This window comes from Archangium lipolyticum (genome assembly GCF_024623785.1).
Taxonomy (GTDB): Bacteria; Myxococcota; Myxococcia; order Myxococcales; family Myxococcaceae; genus Archangium; species Archangium lipolyticum.
In genome coordinates this window covers 276,398-299,934 of record NZ_JANKBZ010000008.1, presented here as the reverse complement: position 1 = coordinate 299,934, position 23,537 = coordinate 276,398, and the positions used below count along the sequence as shown (strand labels likewise).

General features: G+C 69.5%; 19 protein-coding genes and 1 pseudogene. 7 read left to right on the top strand and 13 right to left on the bottom strand.

Going from position 1 to position 23,537, the window contains the following annotated elements; translation table 11 throughout:
- Nucleotides 1-46: 46 nt before the first annotated feature.
- On the top strand, nucleotides 47-1,819 hold the full coding sequence (locus NR810_RS19845; RefSeq protein WP_257454561.1) for a di-heme-cytochrome C peroxidase: 1,773 nt from the start codon (nucleotides 47-49) through the stop codon (nucleotides 1,817-1,819).
- Nucleotides 1,820-1,823: 4 nt separating this feature from the next.
- Here the strand turns inward: NR810_RS19845 and NR810_RS19840 are convergent, their stop codons facing one another.
- A complete protein-coding gene (locus tag NR810_RS19840; RefSeq protein ID WP_257454559.1) occupies nucleotides 1,824-3,971 on the bottom strand; it encodes an FUSC family protein in 2,148 nt (715 codons plus the stop codon).
- 229 nt (nucleotides 3,972-4,200) lie between these two features.
- On the opposite strand from NR810_RS19840, the gene NR810_RS19835 reads away from it, so the two are divergent.
- Complete coding sequence (locus NR810_RS19835) at nucleotides 4,201-4,671, top strand: TlpA family protein disulfide reductase (protein WP_257454557.1); 471 nt, start codon at nucleotides 4,201-4,203, stop codon at nucleotides 4,669-4,671.
- 12 nt (nucleotides 4,672-4,683) lie between these two features.
- On the opposite strand, the gene NR810_RS19830 is transcribed toward NR810_RS19835, so the two are convergent.
- Complete coding sequence (locus NR810_RS19830) at nucleotides 4,684-5,574, bottom strand: dihydrodipicolinate synthase family protein (RefSeq protein ID WP_257454554.1); 891 nt, start codon at nucleotides 5,572-5,574, stop codon at nucleotides 4,684-4,686.
- Nucleotide 5,575: 1 nt separating this feature from the next.
- Complete coding sequence (locus NR810_RS19825; protein ID WP_257454551.1) at nucleotides 5,576-6,085, bottom strand: cupin domain-containing protein; 510 nt, start codon at nucleotides 6,083-6,085, stop codon at nucleotides 5,576-5,578.
- 92 nt (nucleotides 6,086-6,177) lie between these two features.
- On the opposite strand from NR810_RS19825, the gene pdxR reads away from it, so the two are divergent.
- Nucleotides 6,178-7,674, top strand: a complete 1,497-nt coding sequence (gene pdxR, locus NR810_RS19820; RefSeq protein WP_257454548.1) for a MocR-like pyridoxine biosynthesis transcription factor PdxR — start codon at nucleotides 6,178-6,180, stop codon at nucleotides 7,672-7,674.
- 5 nt (nucleotides 7,675-7,679) lie between these two features.
- On the opposite strand, the gene zwf is transcribed toward pdxR, so the two are convergent.
- The 8 genes from zwf to NR810_RS19780 all read right to left on the bottom strand — a co-directional run bounded on the left by zwf (nucleotide 7,680) and on the right by NR810_RS19780 (nucleotide 16,327).
- The gene (gene zwf / locus NR810_RS19815; protein WP_257454545.1) at nucleotides 7,680-9,200 is read right to left on the bottom strand and encodes a glucose-6-phosphate dehydrogenase; all 1,521 of its coding nucleotides are present in this window, start codon (nucleotides 9,198-9,200) and stop codon (nucleotides 7,680-7,682) included.
- A 159-nt stretch (nucleotides 9,201-9,359) separates the two neighbouring features.
- Entirely contained in the window at nucleotides 9,360-10,910 is a 1,551-nt protein-coding gene (locus NR810_RS19810) for a hypothetical protein (protein WP_257454542.1), read from the bottom strand.
- Nucleotides 10,911-11,089: 179 nt separating this feature from the next.
- Entirely contained in the window at nucleotides 11,090-12,355 is a 1,266-nt protein-coding gene (locus NR810_RS19805) for a pyridoxal phosphate-dependent aminotransferase (RefSeq protein WP_257454539.1), read from the bottom strand.
- 10 nt (nucleotides 12,356-12,365) lie between these two features.
- Nucleotides 12,366-13,265 carry an alpha/beta fold hydrolase gene (locus NR810_RS19800; protein ID WP_257454537.1) on the bottom strand — a complete coding sequence of 300 codons (900 nt, stop codon included), beginning with the start codon at nucleotides 13,263-13,265 and terminating at the stop codon, nucleotides 12,366-12,368.
- A complete protein-coding gene (locus NR810_RS19795) occupies nucleotides 13,262-14,392 on the bottom strand; it encodes an alpha/beta fold hydrolase (protein ID WP_257454535.1) in 1,131 nt (376 codons plus the stop codon). The genes NR810_RS19800 and NR810_RS19795 overlap by 4 nt, the downstream gene beginning before the upstream one ends.
- Before the next feature lie 57 nt (nucleotides 14,393-14,449).
- Nucleotides 14,450-15,046, bottom strand: a complete 597-nt coding sequence (locus NR810_RS19790; RefSeq protein WP_257454533.1) for a TetR/AcrR family transcriptional regulator — start codon at nucleotides 15,044-15,046, stop codon at nucleotides 14,450-14,452.
- 12 nt (nucleotides 15,047-15,058) lie between these two features.
- Entirely contained in the window at nucleotides 15,059-15,496 is a 438-nt protein-coding gene (locus NR810_RS19785; protein ID WP_257454531.1) for a hypothetical protein, read from the bottom strand.
- Nucleotides 15,497-15,520: 24 nt separating this feature from the next.
- Nucleotides 15,521-16,327 (bottom strand): hypothetical protein, encoded by an 807-nt coding sequence (locus tag NR810_RS19780; protein ID WP_257454529.1) that lies wholly within the window; start codon nucleotides 16,325-16,327, stop codon nucleotides 15,521-15,523.
- 205 nt (nucleotides 16,328-16,532) lie between these two features.
- Here NR810_RS19780 and NR810_RS19775 point away from each other — a divergent pair, with 205 nt between their 5' ends.
- The 4 genes from NR810_RS19775 (at nucleotide 16,533) to NR810_RS19760 (ending at nucleotide 22,415) form a co-directional block, all read left to right on the top strand.
- Nucleotides 16,533-17,321 carry a glutathione S-transferase family protein gene (locus tag NR810_RS19775; RefSeq protein WP_257454526.1) on the top strand — a complete coding sequence of 263 codons (789 nt, stop codon included), beginning with the start codon at nucleotides 16,533-16,535 and terminating at the stop codon, nucleotides 17,319-17,321.
- Between the two features lie 176 nt (nucleotides 17,322-17,497).
- Entirely contained in the window at nucleotides 17,498-19,570 is a 2,073-nt protein-coding gene (locus NR810_RS19770; RefSeq protein WP_257454524.1) for a M13 family metallopeptidase, read from the top strand.
- A gap of 106 nt (nucleotides 19,571-19,676) precedes the next feature.
- Nucleotides 19,677-21,923 carry a prolyl oligopeptidase family serine peptidase gene (locus NR810_RS19765; RefSeq protein ID WP_257454522.1) on the top strand — a complete coding sequence of 749 codons (2,247 nt, stop codon included), beginning with the start codon at nucleotides 19,677-19,679 and terminating at the stop codon, nucleotides 21,921-21,923.
- Between the two features lie 111 nt (nucleotides 21,924-22,034).
- Complete coding sequence (locus tag NR810_RS19760; protein ID WP_257454519.1) at nucleotides 22,035-22,415, top strand: hypothetical protein; 381 nt, start codon at nucleotides 22,035-22,037, stop codon at nucleotides 22,413-22,415.
- 3 nt (nucleotides 22,416-22,418) lie between these two features.
- Here the strand turns inward: NR810_RS19760 and dps are convergent.
- Together dps and NR810_RS19750 are read right to left on the bottom strand one after the other, a co-directional pair.
- Nucleotides 22,419-22,919, bottom strand: a pseudogene (dps, locus tag NR810_RS19755) (DNA starvation/stationary phase protection protein Dps); the annotation flags it as partial.
- Between the two features lie 87 nt (nucleotides 22,920-23,006).
- A complete protein-coding gene (locus NR810_RS19750) occupies nucleotides 23,007-23,534 on the bottom strand; it encodes a carboxymuconolactone decarboxylase family protein (protein ID WP_257454515.1) in 528 nt (175 codons plus the stop codon).
- Between the last annotated feature and the right edge of the window lie 3 nt (nucleotides 23,535-23,537).

Here is a 23,537-nt window from a genome sequence, read left to right as displayed (position 1 = left end):
TAGGGCGGGCCTGTTTCTCACTCGGCGGAGACGCGGAGGTGGCGGTATGGACGGCAAGAAGGTCCGGGGGGTGCTCGTCTGGCTGGTCCTCGCGGGAGTGATGGGGAGCTGTGCCTCGGCGCCACGCGCACCTCCGTCACCCGGGCCCGGTACGGGAACGGGCGGCAGCGGAGAGGGCGGGCTGTCGCGGCGCGAGCGCCAGGAGTTCTACCACCTGCCCCAGGGCAACGAGCTGCTCTGGCTCGCGGTCCTCCGCGCGCTTCCGAACCGCGGCACCCTGGAGGGGAGGGTGAACGGGTTCCAGTCCTTCCTGGATGAGCCCGAGCGCTTCGGTCTGCTGGCGGACCCCGACAACCCCGAGGGATTGCCGGTGGGAATGGCGCTCGTCCCGGCCAGCGAGCGTCAGCCCGCGGCGCGCGTGGGCGTCAACTGTGCCGCCTGCCACGTGGGCGAGTTCCATTACCGGGGGGCCCGGGTGAGGGTGGATGGTGCGCCGGGCCTCCTCAGCATGGAGGACTTCAACCGGGAAGCAGTGGAGGTCATGTCCAGGACGCTCGCGGAGCGGACGCGGCTCCTGGATTTCCTCCAGCGGCTGGCCCTGCACCTGCCCGGGCAGAAGCGAGGCGGACCGGTGGACGCCGCGCGGTTGCAGGCGGCCTATCCCGACACGGACCTGACGCCGGATGGGGACTCGAGCGCCCAGGAGAAGCTCGTGGCCCAGGTGGAGTGGTACTGCGGTTCCCAGACGCCGTCGCCCTGTGCGCCTCCGACGCTCGGGCCGGAGCCGGAGCGTGTGCGGGAGTTCGATGAACAGCTCACGCAGTACGTCCATGAGCTGAGCCAGAAGCAGGTTCGCACCGTTCCGGATGCCATCCGTCTGCTGCGGGGGCACCTGCTGTACTTCATGCGCCTGGGCAAGCTGAAGTTCGGCACCTACGCGGGCCCTGGCCGGGTCGACGCCTTCGGGGTGGCGCGCGGCGTGCTCTTCGGGCCCAGGGCGGCGGGGGTGCTCGTGTCCCCGGTGAGCTTCCCCTGCCTCTGGGAGTTCCAGACGCAGCCGTGGCTGCACTGGGACGGGAACACCAACGCGATGATGGAGCGCAACATCGGCCAGGCGCTCGGCATGGGCGCGACGGTCGATCCGAAGACCTTCGCGTCCTCCGTGCTTCCGCGCAACCTGGCGGAGCTGGAGCGGCTCTCGCGCAAGATTGAATCGCCCCGGTGGCCTGGGGACGTCTTCGGGAGGTTGGACCCGGCGCGCATCGAGCGCGGCGGCCAGCTCTTCGCGCGCGAGTGCCAGAGCTGCCATGGCCCCACGGGGAGCGTGGTGCCCCTCACCGAGGTGCGCACCGATGGGAACCGGGCCCGGAGCTTCGGGGCGGAGGTGGAGGGTCTGCCGTTCCCCTCCGCGCTGCAGGACCTGCTCGCGCGGGTGAAGCAACGGGCGTATGCGCGCGAGGGGATGAAGGCCGAGGAGATCCAACCGTTGGACCCTGGCCTCATCTACTGGCGCGCTCCCGAGGGGTACGTGGCCCGGCCACTGGGTGGCGTCTGGGCGACTCCGCCGTACCTGCACAACGGCTCCGTGCCCACGCTGTGGCACCTGCTCCAGCCAGCCTCGGCGCGTCCGGCGCGCTTCCCCGTCGGCCAGCAGGAGTACGACCCGGAGCGGGTCGGCTACGTCACCGAGGTCTCCGGCACGCCGCGCTTCGTCTTCGACGTGTCGATGCCCGGCAACGGCAACGCGGGGCACGAGTATGGAACCTCCCTGTCCGACGAGGAGAAGCGCGACCTGCTCGAGTACCTGAAGTCACTCTGACGTTCTATGCCCGCTGTGGCACGGGGCCCCTGGGGAGGGGGCCCACGGTCTTGGCCAGGACGTTGAGGGTGTCATCCACGCGCGCCAGCCAGTGCAGCAGGACGGGCGGGCTCGCCGGACCTTTCCGGAGTGTCTCCTCTCCCACGAGCGAGCTCCGGGCCTTCGCGAGCAGCCCGGCCGCGGACTCCAACGCGGGCTGTTCATCCTCGCCCAGTGACTGTGCGAGCGCACGCGCATTGCCCGCGAGCCTGGCCCCCGCCTCGCGGATCAATCCGCGCACTTCCTCGTGCACCTGCAGGACGCCCTTGCCCATCGCGAGGTGCCGGACGAAGACGGCGAGCTCGGACACCGAATGGACCCTGCGCGCCGTCCCTGGCGCGAACCGGACGAAGGGCCCGGTGAGGGGACGTGCCGCCGTGCGTAGATCGCGCAGGCGCGCATCGAGGGTCCGCGCCGAGTCGATCAACCGGGCCGGGTCGGAGTCCGTCGAGCGGTTCACCACGGCCTCCTCGAGGTAGTCGCTGACCGCGGACAGGACCTGCTTCGCGGTTGCGTGGATGTACACCGTCGTCCGCTCCGGGAAGAGGAAGGTGGCGATGAGCATCCCGAGGCCCGCGCCGATCACCGTCTCCTCGATGCGCAGGTAGAGGAGGTCGGGCGTGAAACGGCCGAGCAGGCTGTAGAGGATCGACAGCATCATGGTGAACCAGAAGACCATCCACCCGTACGAGATGCGGATCAGATAGAAGCCGAAGAAGACGCAGACGAAGACGCTCACGAGCTCGACGACGCGGTGTCCGCTGACGAGCCCCGCGAGCAGCACCCCACCGATGACCCCCAGGAAGGTCCCGAGCACCCGGGACCAGCCTCGGAGCAGGGTCTCTCCGAGCGTCCTCGTCCGGGTGAAGATGACGAACGCGGTGATGACCGCCCAGTACCAGCGCTCGGGGGACACCGCATGGCCCACCACCATTGCGAGCACGCTCGCCACGGTGGCCTGGATCGCCTGGCGCGTCGAGGGATGGAAGCCATTCTCCGGAGGCGCCGTTGCCGGGCCCGTGCCCGCCTTCGGGATGGGGGCATTCGGGGCGGCGGTCTGTCCCGGTGCGAGCCGGGGGATTTCGTCCGGGAGATTGGCCGCGGCCTCCACCAGGTCCGTGATGGAGGTGCCGAAGCGCCGGGCATCCGCCAGGGCCTGCTCGGGGTCGGCCGCGCCCGGCACGAACGCACGCAGGTGCTCGAGGTGCTCCTCCATCAAGCGCCGCGCGGCCGGGTCTCCATTCCGCACGGCGGTGTGCGCGGCGACGAGGGCCGCTCGGACCTCCTTGCGCGCTTCCCGCGCCAGCGCGCCCGATTCCACGATCTGGCGGACCGCGGCGATCACCCGGTCGGTCGCGAGCTCCAGATCGAAGATCCGCAGCCGGAGGGCGGGCTGGCAGCGGGCGAGCAGATCCTCCACCGCGAGCGCCGCGTCGTTCAGGCGATCGGCTTCTCGGCGGAACCGGCGCATGAGGGAACGGGTCAATCGCGGGTGGGCGGGGACGTCCGTGAGCTCCCAGAGCACGATGCCGACCGTCTTGCGGAACGAGCGGACGAAGCGGTGGAGGTCGAGCCTGGGGCGGTCACGGATGAGCACGAACCGGACCGCGTAGGCGATGCAGATCGCGACCACGATGGCGCCAACGAGGGCCGGCACCTGCGCCGCCTGCGCGTGGAAGTAGAGCGCGTTGAAGAAGGCGAAGAAGCCGATCATCCCGAGCGCGAGCCCCCGGGGCCCGAACCGCCGCACGAAGGTGGCGATGAAGATCGTCACCGCGAAGGCCGCCGCGCCGAGCAGGGGGATGTGCGAGGTGAGTGTCCCCAGGAGGATCGCCGCGATGGCCGGCAGTGCCATGAGGAGGGTGGTGCGGCGCTGCTCGCGAGGGGATGGGTCCGTCGCGAGCTGGGACCCCATCATCCCCATCATGATTCCCACCATGGTGACGGTGGGCGGCTCGCCCAGCAGGCTGGCCAGCTGGGAGATGATGAGGGCGGACAGGCCGGCGCCCAGTACGGAGCGCAGCCCCATCCGCAACCGGCCCAGATCCGGGTCGGAGGTCACGAAGAGGTCCCACAGGTATTTGGGATGAAGAAGGCGCTTCGGGTATCGCAATCCGGTCCTCTTTTCCGAGGAGGGTGCGGATGGAAGAGCCTATCTGCTCACCCGGCTGTCTGGCCGGCTGGTGGGGGAGGGGTCCGTGGTGGGCCCGTTGGCCCCTTTCCCGGCGTAGACTGTCCGGAGGACGGAGTGCTTCCGTCGCAACCGGAACCGAGGACGGACACGGGTGGGCCTGAGGGAATCCTGGAATCGAGTACGCACCCGCTGGTGGGTGCGCTGGACCGTGGACCTGACGTTGGTGGTGCTCGTCATGGTGGCGGTGGCGGCCTGGCAGACGCGGCGCCTGCCGAAGGCGGGAACCGCCGCGCCGGAGCTCGCCTTGCGGACCCTCTCTGGTGAGCAGGTGCGGCTGTCCGAGCTGCGCGGCAAGCCGGTGGTGCTCACCTTCTGGGCGCCCTGGTGTGGCGTGTGCAAGGTCGAGTCCTCGAACGTCTCGGCGCTCCGGCGCACCGCGGGAGATTCGGCGCACGTCGTCTCCGTGGCGGTGGCCTACGAGGACGAGGAAGACGTACGCCGGTTCATGCGGGAGCAGGGTGTGGACTATCCGGTGTACCTGGGGGGTCCGGAGAGCATGCGGGCCTTCCAGGTCGACCAGTTCCCCACCACCTTCTTCCTCTCCTCCGAGGGCCGCGTCGAGCGGGCGGTCGTCGGCTACACCACCCGTCTCGGTCTGCTCTGGCGGCTGTGGCTGTGAGGCGCGCGTTCCTCACGCCTCGAGGGCCGTGAGGATGCGCCGCAGGGCTTCCACCTCCTGCTTGGGGAGCGGAAGCAGGGGCGCGCGAAGGGGCCCCACCTCGGTCCCGAGCAGCTCCAGCCCCGCCGCCACCGTGCGAGGCAGACCTCCCTTCACGATGAACTGGAGGAGCGGGAGCTGCTTCTGGAACACCCGCCGTGCCTCCGCGAGGTCGGCCTTCTCCACCACCGCCCGGTACAGCTCCAGGGTGAGCCCGGGGATGAGGTGGGGCGCGGCGGTGCACCAGCCCCGCGCTCCCGCGGCGAAGGCCGCCAGGGCGAGCGGGTTGGAGCCGTTGTAGAAGGCCACCTCCTCACCGGCCACCTGGCGCAGGCGGTGCATCCGCCCGATGTCCCCCGTGCTCTCCTTCACCATGGTGACGTTGGGAATCTCGAGCAGCCGCCCGAGGAACTCCGGCGTCATGTCCAGCCCACCCGTGGCCGGGTTGTTGTAGGCCATGATGGGCAGGGACGTGGCCCGCGCCACCGTGTCGAAGTGCCGGAAGATCTCCTCCTCGGTGAGCTTCCAGTAGCTCATCGGGATGATCATCACGGCGTCCGCGCCCACGCGCTCGGCGAAGCGGGCGTGGTGGACGGTCCGCTCGGTGGTGAGGCTCGAGACGCCGACCATCACCGGGACGCGGCCCGCGACGGCCTTCACCGTCGTCGCGGCGACGGCCTCGCGCTCCTCGTCATCCAGATAGGGCAGGCTGCCCGTGCTCCCGAGCGGCGCGATGGCGTGGACGCCCGAGGCCACCATGCGCGTGGTGAGCGTGCGCAGCGTGTCGAGGTCCACCTTCCCGTCGCTCCGGAAGGGGGTGATGGTGTAGCCGATGATGCCGTGAAGCGGGACGTTGCGCCTCATGTCAGGCCTCCTCCCCGTCGGCGTGGGCGAGCGTGTGGCCCTTCTCGGGCACCTCCTCGCGCAGGGCGATGCCTCCCATGTTCTGCAGCATGGGGGCGTTCTCGCAGGCGAGGTAGCGCGCGCGCTTCGTGGGGTGGGTGTTGACGTGGTTGTGCCAGGCCCACACCGGGATGTAGAGCGCGTCGCCCTCCTTCCAGGGGATGCGCTTGCCGTGGATGTCCGAGTACCCCTCGCCCTCGAGGACGTAGAGGACGGTCTCGTAGGTGTGGCGGTGCCGGTTGGAGGACTGGCCCGGCTCCAGCCAGCCGATCGTCATGCTGATGGCGTGCGAGGGCAGGTCCACGAAGAAGACGGGGTGCTTGCGCTCCTTCGAGTAGCCCTCGTTCTGGCCGGCGCCCTCCACGGCCGGGTGGAAGAGCTTGTCGGGCATCACCACGCGCGGGCGGGGTGGTGTCTTGTCGAAATCCGCGGAGTGGTACTTCGTGACCTGGGCATGGCTGCTCTGGCTCATGGAATGGCCTCCTCGTGTGGCTGGCGCGGTTCCTTCCGCGCGTCGAGCGAGGCGAAAGGTAGAGAGCGGCCGGCACCCTCGAAAGAGCCGGTTTGGCGAAGTACACTGGGCCGGTGCTGCGTACCTGGAAGCTGACCCTGGAGGTCGATCCATCCTCGTCCGTGCCGCTCTTCGTCCAGGTGGCGCGCGCCGTCGTCCGTGACATCGAGCGGGGGAGGTTGTCCCCGGGCGATGCGCTCCCTGGGACGCGGGCGCTGTCCCAGTCGCTCGGGGTGCACCGCAACACGGTGGACGCGGCCTATCGCGAGCTCATCCACCAGGGGTGGGCCTCCGCCGAGCCGTCTCGCGGCACCTTCGTCTCCACGGCGCTCCCGGTGGCGGCACCGAAGGGGTTTGGTGGCACGCCCCGTCAGCGGATGCCCTCGCGGCCGGGCTTTTCCTTTCCTCAAGAGGAGGTGGCTCCCGAGCGGGGGGCTCCGCCACCCAGGGGGACGCTGGAGTTCAACGATGGTGCTCCCGACGTGCGGCTGGCTCCCTCGGTGGCGCTGGCGCGTGCCTTCCGGCGGGTGCTGACCAGCCGGGCCCGGACGACGCTGGGCGTGGGAGATGCGCGCGGAGAGCCCGGTCTGCGCGAGGCCCTCGCCGGGATGCTCAGCCGCACGCGGGGGCTCGCCGCCGGAGCGGACGACGTGCTCGTCACGCGGGGCAGCCAGATGGCCCTCTTCCTCGTGGCGCGTGCGCTCATCCGCCCGGGGGATGTGGTGGCCGTCGAGGGGCTTGGGTACCGGCCGGCCTGGGACGCGCTGCGCCTGGCGGGAGCCCGGCTCGTGGGCCTGCCGGTGGATGCCCAGGGGGTGAAGGTGGACGCGCTCCAGGCGTTGATGGCGAAGCGGCCGGTGCGTGCCGTCTATGTGACGCCGCACCACCAGTACCCCACCACCGTCACCCTCACCGCAGCCCGGAGGATGGAGCTGTTGCGCCTGGCCGCCGAGGCCCGCGTGGCGGTGGTGGAAGACGACTACGACCACGAGTTCCACTACGAGGGCAGGCCCGTGCTGCCCCTGGCGAGCTCGGACCGCGCCGGATGCATCGTCTACGTGGGCTCGCTCTCCAAGCTGGTCGCTCCGGGATTGAGGCTCGGCTACGTGGTGGCCCCGGCGCCGCTGGTGAGCGCCCTGGCGGCCCTGCGAACGGTGGTGGATCGCCAGGGCGATGCGCCGTTGGAGCGGGCCCTGTCGGAGTTGCTACAGGAGGGCGAGCTTCAGCGTCACGCGCGCAAGGCCCGCCGGGAGTACCTCGTCCGCCGGGACGCGCTCGTGGAGGCGCTGCGCGGCGAGCTCGGCGGCTCCGTGGACTTCGAGATTCCCGCTGGGGGACTCGCGCTCTGGGCTCGGGTGGACGAGACGCTCGACACGGCGGACTGGGCGGCGCGCGCGGCCTCCCACGGCGTGCACGTCACTCCGGGCCGCTCCTTCGCGCTCGAGGGGCGGGGCCCCTCCGCCTTCCGGTTGGGCTTCGCCTCGCTGGCTCCCCAGGAGCTGCGCGAGGCCGTGCATCGCCTGGCTCTCGCACGCCCTCGAAAGCGCTGAGGGGCTCAGCATCCGCTCCAGCGCCGGCCGTTGGCCTCCAACAGGCCGCTCGCGGCGGTGGGGCCCCACGTTCCCGCGGCGTAGGTGTGCAGGGGCACCTCGTCGCGCTTGGAGCCCCAGGCCTCCAGCAGGGGCATCATGAGCTCCCAGCCGCGCTCGACCAGGTCGTTGCGCACGTAGTGCGTGGAGACGCCGAGCATGCAGTCCAGCAGCAGGCGCTCGTAGGCCTCGGCGAGCCGGGTGCCAAAGGTGTTCCCATAGCGGAAGTCCAGGGCCACTTCATGGGGGTGCGCAGCCCGTCCCGGTGCCTTCGTGGCGAAGCGCAGGGCGATGCCCTCGTCGGGCTGGATGCGGAGGTGGAGCTGGTTGGGAGAGCCCCGGCCCAGCGGCCCCTCCTTGAACTGGACCACCACCTCGGTGAGCCGCTGGGACAGCCGCTTCCCGGAGCGCACGTAGAAGGGCACGCCGGCCCAGCGTGGGTTGTCGAAGCGCATCGTCAGCATCGCGAAGGTCTCGGTGCGCGAGTCGGGGGCGACGCCCGGCTCCTGCCGGTAGCCGGGCACGAGCTGTCCACCGAGGAGCCCCGGGCCGTACTGGCCGCGCACGCACTCGGTGCGGATGCGCTCGGGCGAGAAGGCACGCGCCGCCGCCATCACCTCCATCTTCGCGTCGTGCACCGCCTCCGGCGAAAGGCTCGAAGGGGGCTCCATGGCCACGAGCGCGAGCACCTGGAGCAGGTGGTTCTGAAGCATGTCACGCACCACGCCCGCCTTCTCGTAGTAGCCGCCACGCCCTTCCACGCCCACCGTCTCGGCGTTCGTTATCTGCACGTGGTCGATGTGCCCGCGGTCCCACAGCGGCTCGAAGATGCGGTTGGCGAAGCGCAGCACGAGCAGGTTCTGGACCATCTCCTTCCCCAGGTAGTGGTCCATCCGGTACACGCGCGACTCGTCGAGGTAGCGGTGGATGTGCCGGTTGAGGGACCGGGCCGTCTCCAGGTCCGTTCCGAAGGGCTTCTCCACCACGAGCCGCGCCCAGCCCCGGCCGTGCGTGAGCCCGGTCTCGCCCAGGTGGTGCACCGTCTGCGCGTGGAGCGTGGGCGCGAGCGACAGGTAGAAGACGCGGTTGCCGTGCGTGCCATGCTCGCGGTCCACGCGCTCGAGCATGTGCCCCAGGCGCCGGTAGTCCTCGGCGCTGGAGAGATCCATGGACAGGTAGTGGAGCCTGCGCGAGAAGGTGCGCCAGGCGGCCTCGTCCACCGGGCGGGCCCCGGGAGCGCACTCGATGGCCTCGCGCATGCTGGCGCGGAACTGCTCGGTGCTCATTACTGGGAGCGCCGCGCCGATGATGGCGGATTCCGGGGGCAGGTGCCCCTCCAGGGCGAGGTGATAGAGCGCGGGCAGGAGCTTGCGCCGGGCCAGGTCTCCGGACGCGCCGAAGAGCACGAAGGTGCACGGTTCGGCCCGGACGGTAGCGATGGCTTCCGTATATCGCGGCTCCTCCAGGGTCACGGCGGCGGTCTGCATCGGGTGTCTCTCCAGGGAGATGAGCGCCCTCCTCGGGTGCTCTTGAAAGGGGGATGCGCCCGCCGGGCGCGCTTCGCGCGAACTGGTCCGATCATCGGACCAGTTGCTCGGGCTCGCGCCCGGCGGGCACTGCGGTTCTTCAAGGGGGAGTGGGGCGTCTCAGGCGGCGGACCGGGCGTCGGTGTCTTCCAGGAGGCCGTCCACCTGCTGGCGGGACAGGGCCTCGTAGAGCTCGATGCGGAACTGCTCCTGGCGGTCATCCAGGCGGCGCTGGGAGGACAGCCAGTCGAGCCGGGCGAGCTGGGCGGCGGCGCGGCCCAGGGGGCTGCGGGCGGCCTCGTCGCGGATGGCGAGGATGCGCGAGATGTTCTCCGGTTGGAAGGGGCCGTGGTAGCCGGTCCTCGAGTCCATGTACCGGAGGATCTGCGCGCCGCCGATGCCCACCCCGTCCACGCCGGTGTAGACGGCCAGCGGGATGTGGGGGAAGCGGAAGCCGGCGGAGAAGTAGGTGCGCAGCCCGCGCTCGTGTGCCCGGTGCACCAGCTCCAGCGCCTCGGCATGGGTGAGCTGCTCCATCACCGGGACGCTGGGGTACGTGTCCGTCGAGCCGTCCCAGGTGACCTTGTCGAAGCCCCCTGCCTTGACGAGCTCGATGCCCAGCAGGCCGATCTCCCGCCGGCCGGTGACGAGCCGCGTGCCACCGTCGCGGTCATCCAGGATGGGCGAGTTGAGGTTGAAGGCCGCGGACAGCAGCTGGGTGCGCGCGTCACGCAGGATGTTGCCGCGCAGGCCGCGCATGAACTCGATGATCTGCGAGGCCGTCATGCGCTCCATGGCCACCTTGCACTCGGCCACGCCCAGCTGGAACATGGCGGTGCAGGTGCCGGCCATGGTCTGCACCGTCTTCCACAGGTCCAGGTGGAACTTGCCGCTGTCGAACATGGGCCGCCCGATGAAGCTGGTGACGGGCGCGCGGCCGGCCACGTGCAGCCGCACCTTGGCCACGTTGAGGATGCGGGGAATCCGGTAGGACTCCACCGACTCGCGGTCCTGGTGTCCGCGCTCCAGGTGCTCCACGTGCACGAGCACGCCGCGCATCCACTCCTCGCGCGTGGTGGTGCCCGCGATGTGGCCCTCGCCCGGGTCGGTCACGGACATGTACGTCTGCGTGTCGCCGAAGCCGGGGATGGGCAGGGGCTTGTAGGGCAGCTGCAACCGGGAGCCATTGGCGAGCTCCTCGTGCGCCATGTGGATGGCCAGCTTCTCGCGCCGGGTGGGCTTGCGGCGCTCGCGGCGCAGGTCGTCGATGAGGAGCGACACCTCCTCGAGCTGCGTGGGGTGCTGCGAGTCGGAGCGCAGGCCATCGGTGTCCTCGTCCGCCACGTCGCCGAGCCACTGCTCCGAGGCGTCCATCACCGCGTCGTACATCTCGCGGGGGCTGGTGTCGGGGAGCCGGTGCAACAGGGCGCGCATCGCGTCGGCGAAGTCCCGGAGCTCGCCGTGCTCGGTGGCGAGCTTCTTCAGCTCCTCCTCCACCTGGCCCATCAGCTCCTGGAGCGTCTGGGGGCGGAAGACGGTGATGGGCTCGTGCTTGCGGAATTTGCCCTGTTGGGTGCGGATGGCGAGCGTCCGCACACCGTCCACCAGCGACACCAGCTGCCCGAGGACCAGCCGCCGAGCCTCGTCCTCGTTCCACCTCATCATACTCATCTTGGAATGCTCCAATTGTGTGGGATTGATGAGTGGCCGGCGCGGGATGCGTTCCTTGCCACTCGTCAGGATTGGAGTTCCCGAGCTGATTTTTGTGATGGGCGGCGAAGATGTGACGGACGAAAAACGTGATGCGGGTCCAGGCCCGCCCGGTCAGCGGGCGGGAGGACACGCGCGGGTCAGCCGGCGGTGTAGCGCAGCACCATCGCCTCCAGCCGGCCCAGCGCCTTCTCCAGCACCTCCATGGAGGGGCCGAAGGACAGGCGCACGTAGCTGCGGAAGCGCGAGGGGCGGGCGCGCCGCTTGCCCGGGTTCACGTCGAAGAACTCGCCGGGCACGGTGATGATCTTCTGGTCGAGCGCGGCGCGGAAGAAGCCCATGCCATCGTTGAGGGGCGGAGGCAGTCCGGAGACATTGCCCCAGACATAGAAGGTGCCATCGGGCGGGCGGTCCGTGCGGATGCCCAACCGCTCCAGGCGCGAGTGGAAGCGGTCGCGCTTCTCGCGGAAGTGGTGGTTGATGGCCAGCGTCTCCTTCACCACCGCCTGCTCGTCCAGGAGGGGAATGGCCGCGCGCTGCAGGGGCCGGCTGCCGCCGCCGTCCAGGAAGCTGCCCGCGCTGGACACCGCGTCGATGACCTGGCGGGGGCCAATCGTCCACGTCATGCGCCAGCCCGGGTAGCGCCAGTTCTTGGTGAAGCCGTCGAAGAGGACGACGGTATCCTTGTTGACGTCCTCCACGTAGCGGGCGGCGCTCTCCACGGGGAGCTGGCCGGGGCGGCCCGTCCAGATGTAGTGCGAGTAGAACTCGTCGATGAGCAGGCCGCACTCCAGCTCCCGGGCCACGGACACCCAGCGCGCGAGCTCCTCGCCCTGCACCAGCTTGCCGGTGGGGTTGCAGGGGTTGGAGAAGAGGAGGGCGGACAGGCCCCGGCCCTGGATTTCACGGCGCAGATCCTCGTGGGTGAAGGCGTAGCCGCGCTCGCCCTCCAGGAGGATGGGGATGGAGGTGAAGGCCTTGAAGACGTCCAGCAGCTCCTCGTAGGCGGTGTAGTCCGGGAGGAAGTGGCCGAGGTTGACGGAACCGAGGCTGGCCGCGGCGCGGGTGAGGGCGGCCCGGCCACCGCCGGAGAGGGAGACGTTCTCCGCGCTGTACTGGCTGGGCAGGCCGCGCCGGTAGAGCCGGTTGTAGAGGGAGGCGATGGCCTCGCGCACCTCCCAGAGGCCGGCCACGGGGGCGTACTCCAGGTCGTTCACGTCCACCGTGACGCTGCTGACGCGGGGGGGCGAGTTGGGAAGCTCGCCCGTCTCGGGCTGGCCCTGGCCGAGGTTGCACCACTCGGGGTCTCCACCTCGGTAGCCCCGGCGCATGGCCTCTGCGGTGACGTAGATGACGCCCGTGCGGGGCACGGTGCGGAACGCTGGCAGGGAAGTGTCGTCGCTCACGCCCCCTACGCTAGCGGAGGACGAGCTCCCTGAGGATGTCCTTCCAATGCGTATAGATGGAGAAGTGCCCTCCACCCGGCAGGAAGTGGGGCACCGTGTGGGGGATACGCGCGTGCAGGTAGCGCCCCATCTGCTGCGGCACGATGGAGTCTCCCTCCCAGTACCAGAGGTGCACCGGCACGCGGATGTCCCCGAGTGGGAAGCCCCAGGGGGTGGTGAGCAGCCGGGCCTCCCGCGCCATGCCCTGCACGCCCTGGCGCGTGGCCTCGACGCGGAAGCCCTGCACCTGCGCGCCGATGAGCGGGTCCGACAGCACGGCGCGGTCATCCGCGGAGCAGTGCGCGAGCACCGCCGCGAGGGCCCTGTCCGGCCGGCGGCGCACGGACCTGTCGTGGAGGGTCATGATGGGCTGTAGCAGCCAGTGCGGCCAGGTGGCCAGGGCGTAGGCGGTGCGGTAGTCCCGGTTGACGCCTTCCACGGCCCCGCTGCGGTTGAAGGGCGCGGAGCCGGAGATGATGGCCGCTCCCGTGAGCCGCTCGCCCAGGCGGTACGCGCAGGCCGCCACGTAGGGGCCTCCCGCGGACACGCCCATGACGGCGAAGCGGCCCAGCCCCAGCGCGTTGGCCAGCTGCTCGATGTCCGACGGCATGTCCAGCAGCGTGCGTCCCCGCTGGAAGTCGGACAGCCCGTAGCCGGGACGGTCCGGGGTGATGAGCCGCACGCCCAGGCTCGCCGTGAGCTCGTCGTCCGGGTGCCGCATGTAGCGGGAGCCGGGATTGCCGTGAATGAAGATGACGGGAAGGCCCTCCAGGTTCCCGGACTCGACGTACGCCAGCCGGCGCCCATCGCGCAGCCGGAGGGAACCTTCCCGGACCCGGGCTCCGTCTTCCCGTGCTCGCACTTCGTTCATTCTCCTCCCTCCATCGGCCGCGAGCGCTGCCCGATCCAGGCGGCGATGCGCGGCCAGACCTTCACCGGCGCCTTGCTGGAAGCCGACAGGCCGATGTGGCCCACCGGGAAGCGCATCGTCTCGCACTCCTTCACCAGGTCCGGCAGCGGCTCGCTCATGGCCGGCGGAGCGATGTTGTCCTGCTCCGCGATGATGTTGAGCACGGGGCAGGGGATGCTGCCCAGGTCCACGCGCTCGCCCCCCACCTCCATGCGGTTCTGGCAGAAGAGGTTCTGCTGGTAGCAGTCACGGATGTACTGCCGGTACACCTCACCGGGGAACGGCACGGCATCGGAGCCCCAGCGCTCCAGCGCGAGGAAGGTGGTGACGAAGCCCGGGTCATCGATCTGCCGGCACACGTCGAGCCACTTGGTGATGCGCTGGACGGGGCCGGCCATGAAGAAGCCGCTCTCCAGCACGTAGGTGGGCACGTTGCCGTAGGCGTCCACCAGCGAGTCCACGTCGAAGTGCCGCTGCTGCGTCCACAGCGAGTAGATGCCGCCCTTGCTGAAGTCCACGGGGGTGGCCTGCACCACGAGGTTGCGCACGCCCTCGGGGTAGAGGGCCGTGTAGGCCAGCGCCATGGTGCCACCCATGCAGTAGCCGTAGAGCGTCAGGTCCTCGCTGCCGCTCACGCGCAGCGTCCAGCGCACGGCGGTGCGCAGGTGGCCGCCGAGCAGCTCGCTCCAGCTGAGGTTCTGCTCGTCCGGGCCGGCGGTGCCCCAGTCGATGGCGTAGACGTCATACCCCTGGCGGGTGAGGTACTCGATGAGGCTGCGCCCGGGCAGGAAGTCGAGGATGTACCAGCGGTTGATGAGCGAGTAGACGAAGAGGATGGGCGTGCGGTGGCGGCGCCGGGGCGCGGCGTAGCGCAACAGGCGCATGCTGCCGCGCGTGTACACCACCGAGTGCGGCGTGGGGCTGATGGGGGGCTCGCGGACGCCGGCGGCCTTCTCGATGAAGGGCTTGAGGTACGGGTAGGGGTTGATGGAGCGGTCCTGCAGGGCCTGCGCGAGCGAGCGCGAGACATCGACCTGGGACGAGACGAACGAGCGGATCCGCTGGAAGGCTTGGGCGGGCCTATTCACGGGAGGACTCCGGGAAGCAGGAGCCCCTACCATAGCGCGGCGGGGCGCCCCTGTGTGTCAGGGCCTGAAGAGCCGGAGCACGGTATCGGTGGCCGGGAACGGGGCATTGCCCGGCCGGGGGAGCACCTGCGTCAGCGCGAGCCCCTGCACGGTGGACAACAGGAGCCGCGCGAGCTCCGCGGCGGGGAGCTTCACGATCTGCCCCTCGCGCTGTCCGGCCTCGATGAGCTCCACCAGTTGCTGGAAGAACTGGGTGGTATAGCGCTCCAGGGCCTGCTCGACCGGGGCGGGGATGCTCTCGCTGGCGTGCGCCTGGACGAGGATGAGCGGCAGCGAGGGCTCATCCCGGATGTACTCCAACATCCGGGTGCAGAACCGCTGGAGCTGCTCCCAGGGGGTGCCGGGCCCCTGCCGCTCCTCGGTGAGGTTCCGGATGCCGTCCTGGATCGCCTCCTCTACGAGTGTGGCGAACACGGACTCCTTGTCCGGGAAGTAGTGGTAGACGAGCCCGTAGCTGATCCCCGCCGCGGCGGCGAGGTCCGCCATCTTGGTGGCCGCCAGTCCCCGGCGAGCGAAGACCTCGCGGGCGGCTTTCAGCAGCGCGCTCCTCCGCTCCTCCTTCAGTTGCTGGTACTGCTGGGGCGTACGGGGCATGGTCCGGGCGCGCTATCGGGCGGCGCTGGTCCGGCGCCGGCGGGGAGCGGAGGGGGCGTTGGGGGTGGGAGCCGACTGCTGCTCCTGGCGCTCCAACAGCTCGACGACGTGCTCAAGCTGCGAGCCGAGCGCCTCCACCTGGTCGCCCATGCGGCGGAGCTGGTCGCGCAGGACCTCGACCTCGGAGGCGGTGGGCACGCGCAGCGAGTGCAGCGTCTTCTCCATCACCGAGGTGCGGCGGATCTGCAGGGAGAAGCCCCGGCGCATCAGTCCGCCGCTGAGGCGAAGGAAGGTGGGGCTCTCGGCGAGGCGGGCGGCTACCTGGGTGAGACCCTGCTCGGCCTTCGCGAAGACCTTGCCCGAGCGGGTCTCGGAGCTGGTGAGCCGCCCGACCGTCTTCAGGGCACGGGCGAGCATTCCAGGGGTGGGGCGGGAGTCTGGGGCGGTCATACCGCGCAATCTACCTCATCGGGCTCAGCGGATGACGGGCACGGTGATGGGCGCCCGGTCGTCGATCTCCACCTCCACCTTGCCCAGGCGCCACAGCACCTCGCTGAAGTTGACCCGCACCTGGTGGCCCTTGGCCGTCTCGATGAGGGCCTCGCCCTTCTTGGGGAGATACTCACCCACCTCGTACTGCAGCTCGGAGAAGGTGACGCGGTCCGTGCCCAGGGAGCCGGTCACCTCGCCCGGCCCGTTGAGCACGAGCGTGGTGCCGCCGAAGATCGGAACCCCATCGCGCACGCCCACGTTCGCGTTCACGCTGTAGCTGCTGCTCGCCCGGCCCGGCAGGTCGCCAGTGCTCTCGGCCCAGAAGCGCTTCTCGTCGCTGCAGGTGCCGTAGCCCACCTTGGCCTGGAGCGGCTGTCCGTCCACCTTCAGCTCGCGGAGCTCCGCGAAGACATCCATCCGGTCCTCTCCGCCCTTGTAGATGAAGGAGCTGTGCCCGGACACGGTGCGCCCGCCCACGGTGCAGCCCGTGTCGGGGAAGGAGAGCACCACCGCGTCCGAGGAGTCGTCCAGGGCCTCGGCGGTGGCGGTGACACAGGCCACCTTCGTGCGGGCGCCCTCGGCGGCCCGGCCCACGAAGGTGCGCCGTGACTCACCGCAGGTATAGACGGGCAGGATTCCGAGCACCTCGAGCGCCACGCGCACCTGGTTGGCCGCGAGCACCGCGAGGTCCACGCGAGCGCGGGCGTCTTCGATCTCCTCCTTCGTGGGCGGCTCCTTGCCGCAGGCGGTGGAGAGGATGACGAGGGCGAGGCAGGCAGGAATTCGCATGGGGGGATTCTCCTCTGGATGGGGGCCCGCTGCACAGAGCGGGGGGCCCGTGCCTGGGAGAGCAACCCGTGTGCCTTCCGCGCAACCCCCCGAAGTTCCGAGGCGAGGAGGGGGAGTCGTGCAGGGGGCTGCACACCCGGGCCGACGCGGGTGACGGGAGGGCGGTTCGGACAGCTATGCTCCGCGGCCTTCCGAGGCTCCCGACATGCCCCATCCCGAACGCACCCTGTACCAGTTCACCATCTCGCACTACTGCGAGAAGACCCGGTGGAACCTCGACGCCAAGGGCCTCTCCTACGGCGTGGAGAACCTCATCCCCGGCCCGCACCGCCTGTTGACGAAGCGCCTCACGAAGGGAGGGCGCGGCACCGTGCCCCTGTTGGTGGATCGCGGCAACGTCGTCACGGACTCCACCGACATCGCCCTGCACCTGGAGCGCGCCTACCCGTCGGCTCCCGCGCTGATTCCCGCCTCCGGCGCCGAGCGCGAGCGTGTCCTCGAACTGGAGGCCTTCTTCGACGAGATGGCCGGCAAGCACGTGCGCCGCTGGGTGTACGCGCAGCTCTTCGGCAGTGGCGTGGACATCACGCCGATCATGTTCGGTGCGTTCCCCCCGCCGATGCGTCTGCTCGGGCGCGCGCTGGTCCCCCTCATCAAGCAGGCCATCCGGCGCCAGTACCAGCTGACTCCCCCCAAGGTGGAGGAGTCCCGGGTGAAGCTGCTGGAGGGGCTCGAGCGGCTGGAGCGTGAGATTCAAGGAGACCCCTCGCGCTACCTGGTGGGCGCGTCCCTGTCGCTCGCGGACATCACCGCGGCGTCCCTCTACGCGCCCCTGTTGGCCCCCGAGGGCTCTCCCTACCACCGGCCCGGCCAGCCAACGGCCCCCGCGATAGAAGAGATGCGCGCGGCCATCAACGCACGGCCCGCGGGCCAGTGGCTCGCGCGGCGCTATCAGGAGGACCGCCAGCGCCCGGCCCGGGGCTTCACCGGGTGACATGACGACGCTCCGTGTCGGAGGGGCTCACGGCGGGTGGGTGGATGCCCCTCGCCCGCCTCGGGCAGCATGCGCCGACCTGACGGGACGGCTGGAATCCAGGGGGCCTTGGGAATTCCTCCCCGCCCGGCGGGTTGGCTGCCTTCGTTTCACCCGACACAGCACAGCGAGCACTCATGAACAGCAAGAAGTTCCTCCGCAACTCCTGGGCGCAGGGCGCGCTCGGGGCCTGCCTTCTCCTGGGCGGGTGCACGGCCACCACGCAGAACACCCCGTCCGCCCAGGCGTCCAAGCCGCGGGCGCTCGGCGTCGACACGAAGAACTTCGACTCCAGCGTGCGCCCCCAGGATGACTTCTACCGCTACGTCAACGGCACGTGGCTGAAGACCGCCCAGATTCCGGCGGACAAGGGCCGTTACGGCTCCTTCATCGAGCTGCGTGACAAGAGCGAGGCCGCTCTGCGCACCCTCATCGAGGAGGCCGCCGCCGCCAAGGAGAAGAAGGCCGGCTCGGACGCGCAGAAGATCGGCGACCTGTATGAGAGCTTCATGGACACGGCGCGCATCCAGGCGCTCGGCCTCGAGCCGGCGCGCGCGGAGCTCAACCGCATCGCCGCCCTCCAGGACAAGCAGCAGCTCCCCGAGCTGTTCGCCGAGCTGACGCGCGCGGGCGTCCCGACGCCGTTCGTCCTCTTCGTGGGCCAGGACGCGAAGCAGGCGGAGCGCTACATCGCCTACGTCAACCAGAGCGGTCTGGGCCTGCCGGATCGCGACTACTACCTCAAGCAGGATGCGCGTCTGGCCGAGACGCGCGCCGCCTATCTCACCTACATCGAGACGCTGATGCGTCTGGGCGGTGAGAAGGATCCCGCCGGCGCGGCCAAGGCCATCATGGCCCTGGAGACCGCGCTCGCCGAGAAGCACTGGGATCGCGTGCGCAACCGCGACCGCGAGGCCACCTACAACTTCAAGAGCGTGGCGGAGCTGGAGAAGCTCACCCCGAACTTCTCGTGGACGCGCTACATCAAGGCCCAGGGCGCGGAGAAGACGCCGGGCATCATCGTGCGCCAGCCGGACTACTTCCAGGCCGCTGACGCGCTGCTGGCCAGCACGCCGCTGCCGGTGCTCAAGCAATACCTCACCTTCAAGCTGCTCGACGACGCGGCGCCCCTGCTGAGCACGCCCTTCGAGGAGGCCCACTTCGCCTTCCGTGGCAAGACGCTGCAGGGCCTGCAGGAGAACCGTCCCCGCTGGAAGCGCGGCGTGGAGGCCGTGGATCGCTCGCTGGGCGAGGCGGTCGGCAAGCTCTACGTGGAGCGCAACTTCAGCCCCGAGAGCAAGGCCCGCATGCAGGAGCTGGTGAAGAACCTGCAGGTCGCCTTCAAGCAGGGCATCGACCAGCTCGAGTGGATGAGCCCGGACACCAAGGCCCAGGCCCAGGACAAGCTGGCCAGATTCACCGTGAAGATCGGCTACCCGGAGAAGTGGCGCGACTACTCCGCGCTCACCATCGCCAGGGACGATCTCTACGGCAACATCAAGCGCTCCAACGCGTTCGAGTACCGCCGCATCATCGACCGGCTCGGCAAGCCCATCGACCGGGCCGAGTGGGGCATGACGCCGCAGACGGTGAATGCCTACTACAGCTCGACGATGAACGAGATCGTCTTCCCGGCCGCCATCCTCCAGCCGCCGTTCTTCAACCCGGAGGCGGATGACGCCACCAACTACGGCGCCATCGGCGGCGTCATCGGCCATGAGATCAGCCACGGCTTCGACGACCAGGGGGCCCGCTCCGACGGCAACGGCAACCTGCGCGACTGGTGGAGCCAGACCGACAAGGCCGCCTTCCAGCAGCGCACCGGCATGTTGTCGGATCAGTACTCCGCCTTCAGCCCGCTGCAGGGCATGAACGTCAACGGCAAGCTCACCCTGGGTGAGAACATCGGCGACCTGAGCGGCCTGACGGTGGCCTACAAGGCCTACAAGTTGTCGCTGGGTGACAAGGAGGCCCCGGTCATCGAGGGCTTCACCGGCGACCAGCGCTTCTTCCTCGGCTGGGCCCAGGTGTGGCGCTCGCTCAACCGCGACGACGCGCTCCGGCAGCAGCTGCTCACCGACCCGCACTCCCCGGGCGAGTACCGGGTGAACGGCGTGGTGCGCAACATGCCCGAGTTCTACAACGCCTTCGGTGTGAAGGAGGGCGACGGCGCGTACCTGCCGCCCGAGAAGCGCGTCAAGGTCTGGTGAGCTGAGAGGTTGGATTGATGGCGCGCTCCCGGGGGCGCTTCCGACGCGGCGAGTCATGTGCCTGTTTCGGAAATACGCCCCCGGGCTGGTAGGTTCGCGCGCCACCATGCGAATCCGCGCTTTGTCCGCCGCCGCGTGTGCCCTCTGGCTCACGCACTGCAGTCATGCTCCGGCGCAGCTGGAGGCCCAGTCCTCCGGCGCGTCCCAGGCTTCCACTTCCAGCGAGACCGCCGCCTCCACTCCGGCGAGCCCCTCCGCCCAGGCTCCCGCGCGCCTGGCCTATCCGGCCGCGCGCAAGGACGACGTGGTCGACGACTACCACGGCACGAAGGTGGCGGACCCGTACCGCTGGTTGGAGAACCCGGATTCGCCCGAGTCCCGCCAGTGGATCGAAGCCCAGAACAAGCTCACCTTCGGCTATCTGGAGAAGATTCCGGGCCGTGCACAGCTCAAGCAGCGCTTCACCGAGCTGTGGGACTTCGAGAAGTTCAGCGTGCCCATGCGCGAGGGCAACCGCTACTTCTTCAGCCGCAACAATGGCCTGCAGAACCAGTCGGTGCTCTATACGGCCGACTCGCTCGAGGCCGAGCCCCGGGTGTTGTTGGATCCGAACACGCTGTCGGCGGACGGCACGGTGGCCGTCAGCGGCCTGTCCATCTCGGATGACGGCAACCTGCTCGCGTACGGTCTGGCCGCCTCCGGCAGTGACTGGGTCGAGTGGCACGTGCGCGACGTGCGCACCGGCAAGGACCTGCCGGACATCATCAAGTGGGTGAAGTTCTCCGGCGCCTCGTGGACGAAGGACGGCAAGGGCTTCTTCTACAGCCGCTATGACGAGCCGAAGGCCGCCGAGGCGATGAGCGGCGCCAACTACTTCCAGAAGCTCTATTTCCACAAGCTGGGCACGCCGCAGAGCGAGGACACCCTCGTCTACGAGCGCAAGGACCACAAGGAGTGGGGCTTCGGCGGCCGCGTCACCGACGACGGGCGCTACCTGCTCATCCGGATCTCCCGCGGCACCGAGCGCAAGAACCTCATCTTCTACAAGGACCTGAAGGACCCCAAGGCCAAGGTCGTCGAGCTGCTGCGCGACTGGGACGCGGACTACGACTACATCGACAACGACGGGACGCTCTTCTGGTTCAAGACGGACCTGGACGCGCCGCGTGGCCGCGTCGTCGCCATCGACCTGCGCAAGCCGGAGCGCAAGAACTGGAAGGAGATCATCCCCCAGGGCGAGGAGACGATCTCCTCGGTGAGCCTGGTCAATGACCGGTTCATCGTCAACGTGCTGAAGGATGCCCGCTCGCAGGTGCGCCTGTTCTCGCGCGAGGGCAAGCCCGTGGGCGAGGTGGCGCTGCCCGGCCTGGGCACCGCCTCCGGCTTCTTCGGCAAGCGCACGGACACGGAGACCTTCTACTCCTACGCCAGCTACACCACGCCCGCGACCATCTACCGGTATGACCTGAAGACCGGCCAGAGCCAGGTGTACAAGGCGCCCAAGGTGAAGTTCGACCCGTCGCTGTACGAGACGACGCAGGTCTTCTTCACGAGCAAGGACGGCACCCGCGTCCCCATGTTCCTCAGCCACAAGAAGGGGCTGAAGCTGGATGGGACGAACCCCACCATGCTGTACGGCTACGGCGGCTTCGACGTGTCGCTGACTCCGGGCTTCAGCGTGGGCAGCCTGGTGTGGATGGAGCAGGGCGGTGTCTGGGCCGTGGCCAACCTGCGCGGCGGTGGAGAGTACGGCCGCGAGTGGTACAAGGCCGGCACGAAGCTGCAGAAGCAGAACGTCTTCGACGACTTCATCTCCGCGGCCGAGTGGCTCATCGCCAACAAGTACACGTCCACCCCGAAGCTGGCCATCACCGGCCGCTCCAATGGTGGCCTGCTGGTGGGCGCGGCGGTGACGCAGCGTCCGGAGCTGTTCGGCGTGGCCCTGCCGGGCGTGGGCGTGATGGACATGCTGCGCTTCCACAAGTTCACCATCGGCTGGGCCTGGACGAGCGACTACGGCTCCTCGGAGAACCCGGAGGAGTTCAAGGCGCTCCAGGCCTACTCGCCGCTGCACAACCTGAAGCCGGGCACGCGCTACCCGCCCATGCTCGTCCACACCGCGGACCATGACGACCGCGTGGTGCCGGGCCACAGCTTCAAGTTCACCGCGGCCGCCCAGGCGGCGCAGGCCGGTGAGGCTCCGGTGCTCATCCGCATCGAGACGAAGGCCGGCCACGGCGCGGGCAAGCCCACCACCAAGGTCATCGAGGAGTACTCCGACCTGTGGGCCTTCACGCTGTACCAGATGGGCGTGAACCCCGGGCAGGCCGTCGCGGCCGACCAGGGCCGCTGAGCCAGGGCGGGCGGGCATCCGGGCCCATTCCCGGGTGCCCGTTCCCTTCCTTGCCTCCGACTGGAGGGCACCCACCTTGTCCAGGGACGGAATCGGACAAGGAGGTGTGACGTGAAGAAGCTTTCCCTACTGGCCGCCGCCTGCGCGCTGTCCCTCTGGGGCTGTGCCCACGGCTCGAACGTGGACGACGAAGCCCAGGCCGACAAGCCACCCCTGCAGCAGGCGGAGGATGACGACAAGCAGGCGCGCGAGGCCCGCGAGGGAGCGCCCACCGTCTATGACGGCGAGGCCACCGGCGGCAGCGGCAACAACACCACGGTCACCACGCCCGACGGACAGCGCTGGGACGTCCAGCAGGAGCCCCGGTTCCCCGGCGGAGAGACGCCGCCGGAGACGGATGACACGAACGCCGCCTCCGGGAAGGACGGCGACGTGAAGGCGAAGTCCGAGGTCATCGACGAGGGACCGACGGACGACGCACCCCAGAAGTAGGCTCTAGCCTTCCAGGGAGGCACGCAGGAACCAGGCGTGCTTCTCGAACTCGGTGATGATGCCGGTGAGCAGATCCACCGTGTCCGTGTCCTGGTGCTGCTCGGCCAGCTTGCGGCTCTCGCGCACGCCGCTCAGGTAGGCCTCGATGCGCTCGGCCAGCAGCCGCACGTGCTCCAGATCTCTCGTCGTCTCCTGCGGGTAGTCCGGGATGCGGCTCGTCTTCGCCACGTGCCGGGCGGTGCCGTACGCCTTGCCACCCAGCGTCACCGAGCGCTCGGCCACGGAGTCATTGTGCGCCGCCAGGCTCACCGCGAACGTCTCGAAGAGCGGGTGCAGCGCCGCGAACTGCGGGCCCTTGATGTTCCAGTGCGCGACCTTGATCTGACTGTGCAGATCCAATCCATCCGCCAGGCGCTCGTTGAGGGTGGCGGAGACGGCGGAGCGGGTCTGCTCGGGGAGGGGGCTCGGGCTGCGGTACATGCGTTCTTCCTTTCGTGTGGTTTGGAGATTGGATGCGCCGCGCTGAAAAGCGACGCGCCCCCCGGCGTTTCCACCGGAGGGCGCGTCTGATGTCAGCATGAAGCGGAACGCCTACGACTCGAGACCCACCGCCGCCGCGTGGACGACCGAGGCGATGCGGACGGCATCGTGCACCTGGTCCTCGGAGAGGCCGCCCTCGATGACGACCTTCTCGTGGGCCTTGATGCACGTCTCACAGCCGTTGATGGCGCTCACCGCGAGGCAGACGAGCTCGAAGTCCACCTTGTTGGTGAGCACCTGCATCAGCCGGTTCATCCGCAGACCGGCCCGCTTGGTGGAGTACGACTCCTTCCCCACCATGTGACGGAACCGGTAGTAGACGTTGTTCATCGCCATCAGCGAGGCCGCGGCGCGCGCGTCCTCGACGACGGGCTCGGCCTTCTCGCCCAGGGCCTGGCGAGCCTCGTGGAGGATGGCTTCCTTCAGCTTCTCGTTACGAGCCGCGAAGGCACACGCCACCGCCACCCCCCAGCGCTGCTCGGGGGTCAGGCTTCCGCTCTCCAGCACGGACTGGAGATTGAGGCGGGTGTCCCTGTGGGCATCCGCCAGCTCACCGCGAACGACTTCGAGCGACGCCATGGC

Excerpts from the sequence above, each read along its gene's own strand:
- NR810_RS19770 (WP_257454524.1), top strand. The coding sequence starts at position 17,498 with ATGAACAGCAAGAAGTTCCTCCGCAACTCCTGGGCGCAGGGCGCGCTC.
- NR810_RS19785 (WP_257454531.1), bottom strand. The coding sequence starts at position 15,496 with ATGACCGCCCCAGACTCCCGCCCCACCCCTGGAATGCTCGCCCGTGCC.
- NR810_RS19790 (WP_257454533.1), bottom strand. The coding sequence starts at position 15,046 with ATGCCCCGTACGCCCCAGCAGTACCAGCAACTGAAGGAGGAGCGGAGG.
- zwf (WP_257454545.1), bottom strand. The coding sequence starts at position 9,200 with ATGCAGACCGCCGCCGTGACCCTGGAGGAGCCGCGATATACGGAAGCC.
- NR810_RS19800 (WP_257454537.1), bottom strand. The coding sequence starts at position 13,265 with ATGAACGAAGTGCGAGCACGGGAAGACGGAGCCCGGGTCCGGGAAGGT.
- NR810_RS19830 (WP_257454554.1), bottom strand. The coding sequence starts at position 5,574 with ATGAGGCGCAACGTCCCGCTTCACGGCATCATCGGCTACACCATCACC.
- NR810_RS19750 (WP_257454515.1), bottom strand. The coding sequence starts at position 23,534 with ATGGCGTCGCTCGAAGTCGTTCGCGGTGAGCTGGCGGATGCCCACAGG.
- NR810_RS19780 (WP_257454529.1), bottom strand. The coding sequence starts at position 16,327 with ATGCGAATTCCTGCCTGCCTCGCCCTCGTCATCCTCTCCACCGCCTGC.
- NR810_RS19810 (WP_257454542.1), bottom strand. The coding sequence starts at position 10,910 with ATGAGTATGATGAGGTGGAACGAGGACGAGGCTCGGCGGCTGGTCCTC.
- NR810_RS19765 (WP_257454522.1), top strand. The coding sequence starts at position 19,677 with ATGCGAATCCGCGCTTTGTCCGCCGCCGCGTGTGCCCTCTGGCTCACG.
- NR810_RS19775 (WP_257454526.1), top strand. The coding sequence starts at position 16,533 with ATGCCCCATCCCGAACGCACCCTGTACCAGTTCACCATCTCGCACTAC.
- NR810_RS19825 (WP_257454551.1), bottom strand. The coding sequence starts at position 6,085 with ATGAGCCAGAGCAGCCATGCCCAGGTCACGAAGTACCACTCCGCGGAT.
- NR810_RS19845 (WP_257454561.1), top strand. The coding sequence starts at position 47 with ATGGACGGCAAGAAGGTCCGGGGGGTGCTCGTCTGGCTGGTCCTCGCG.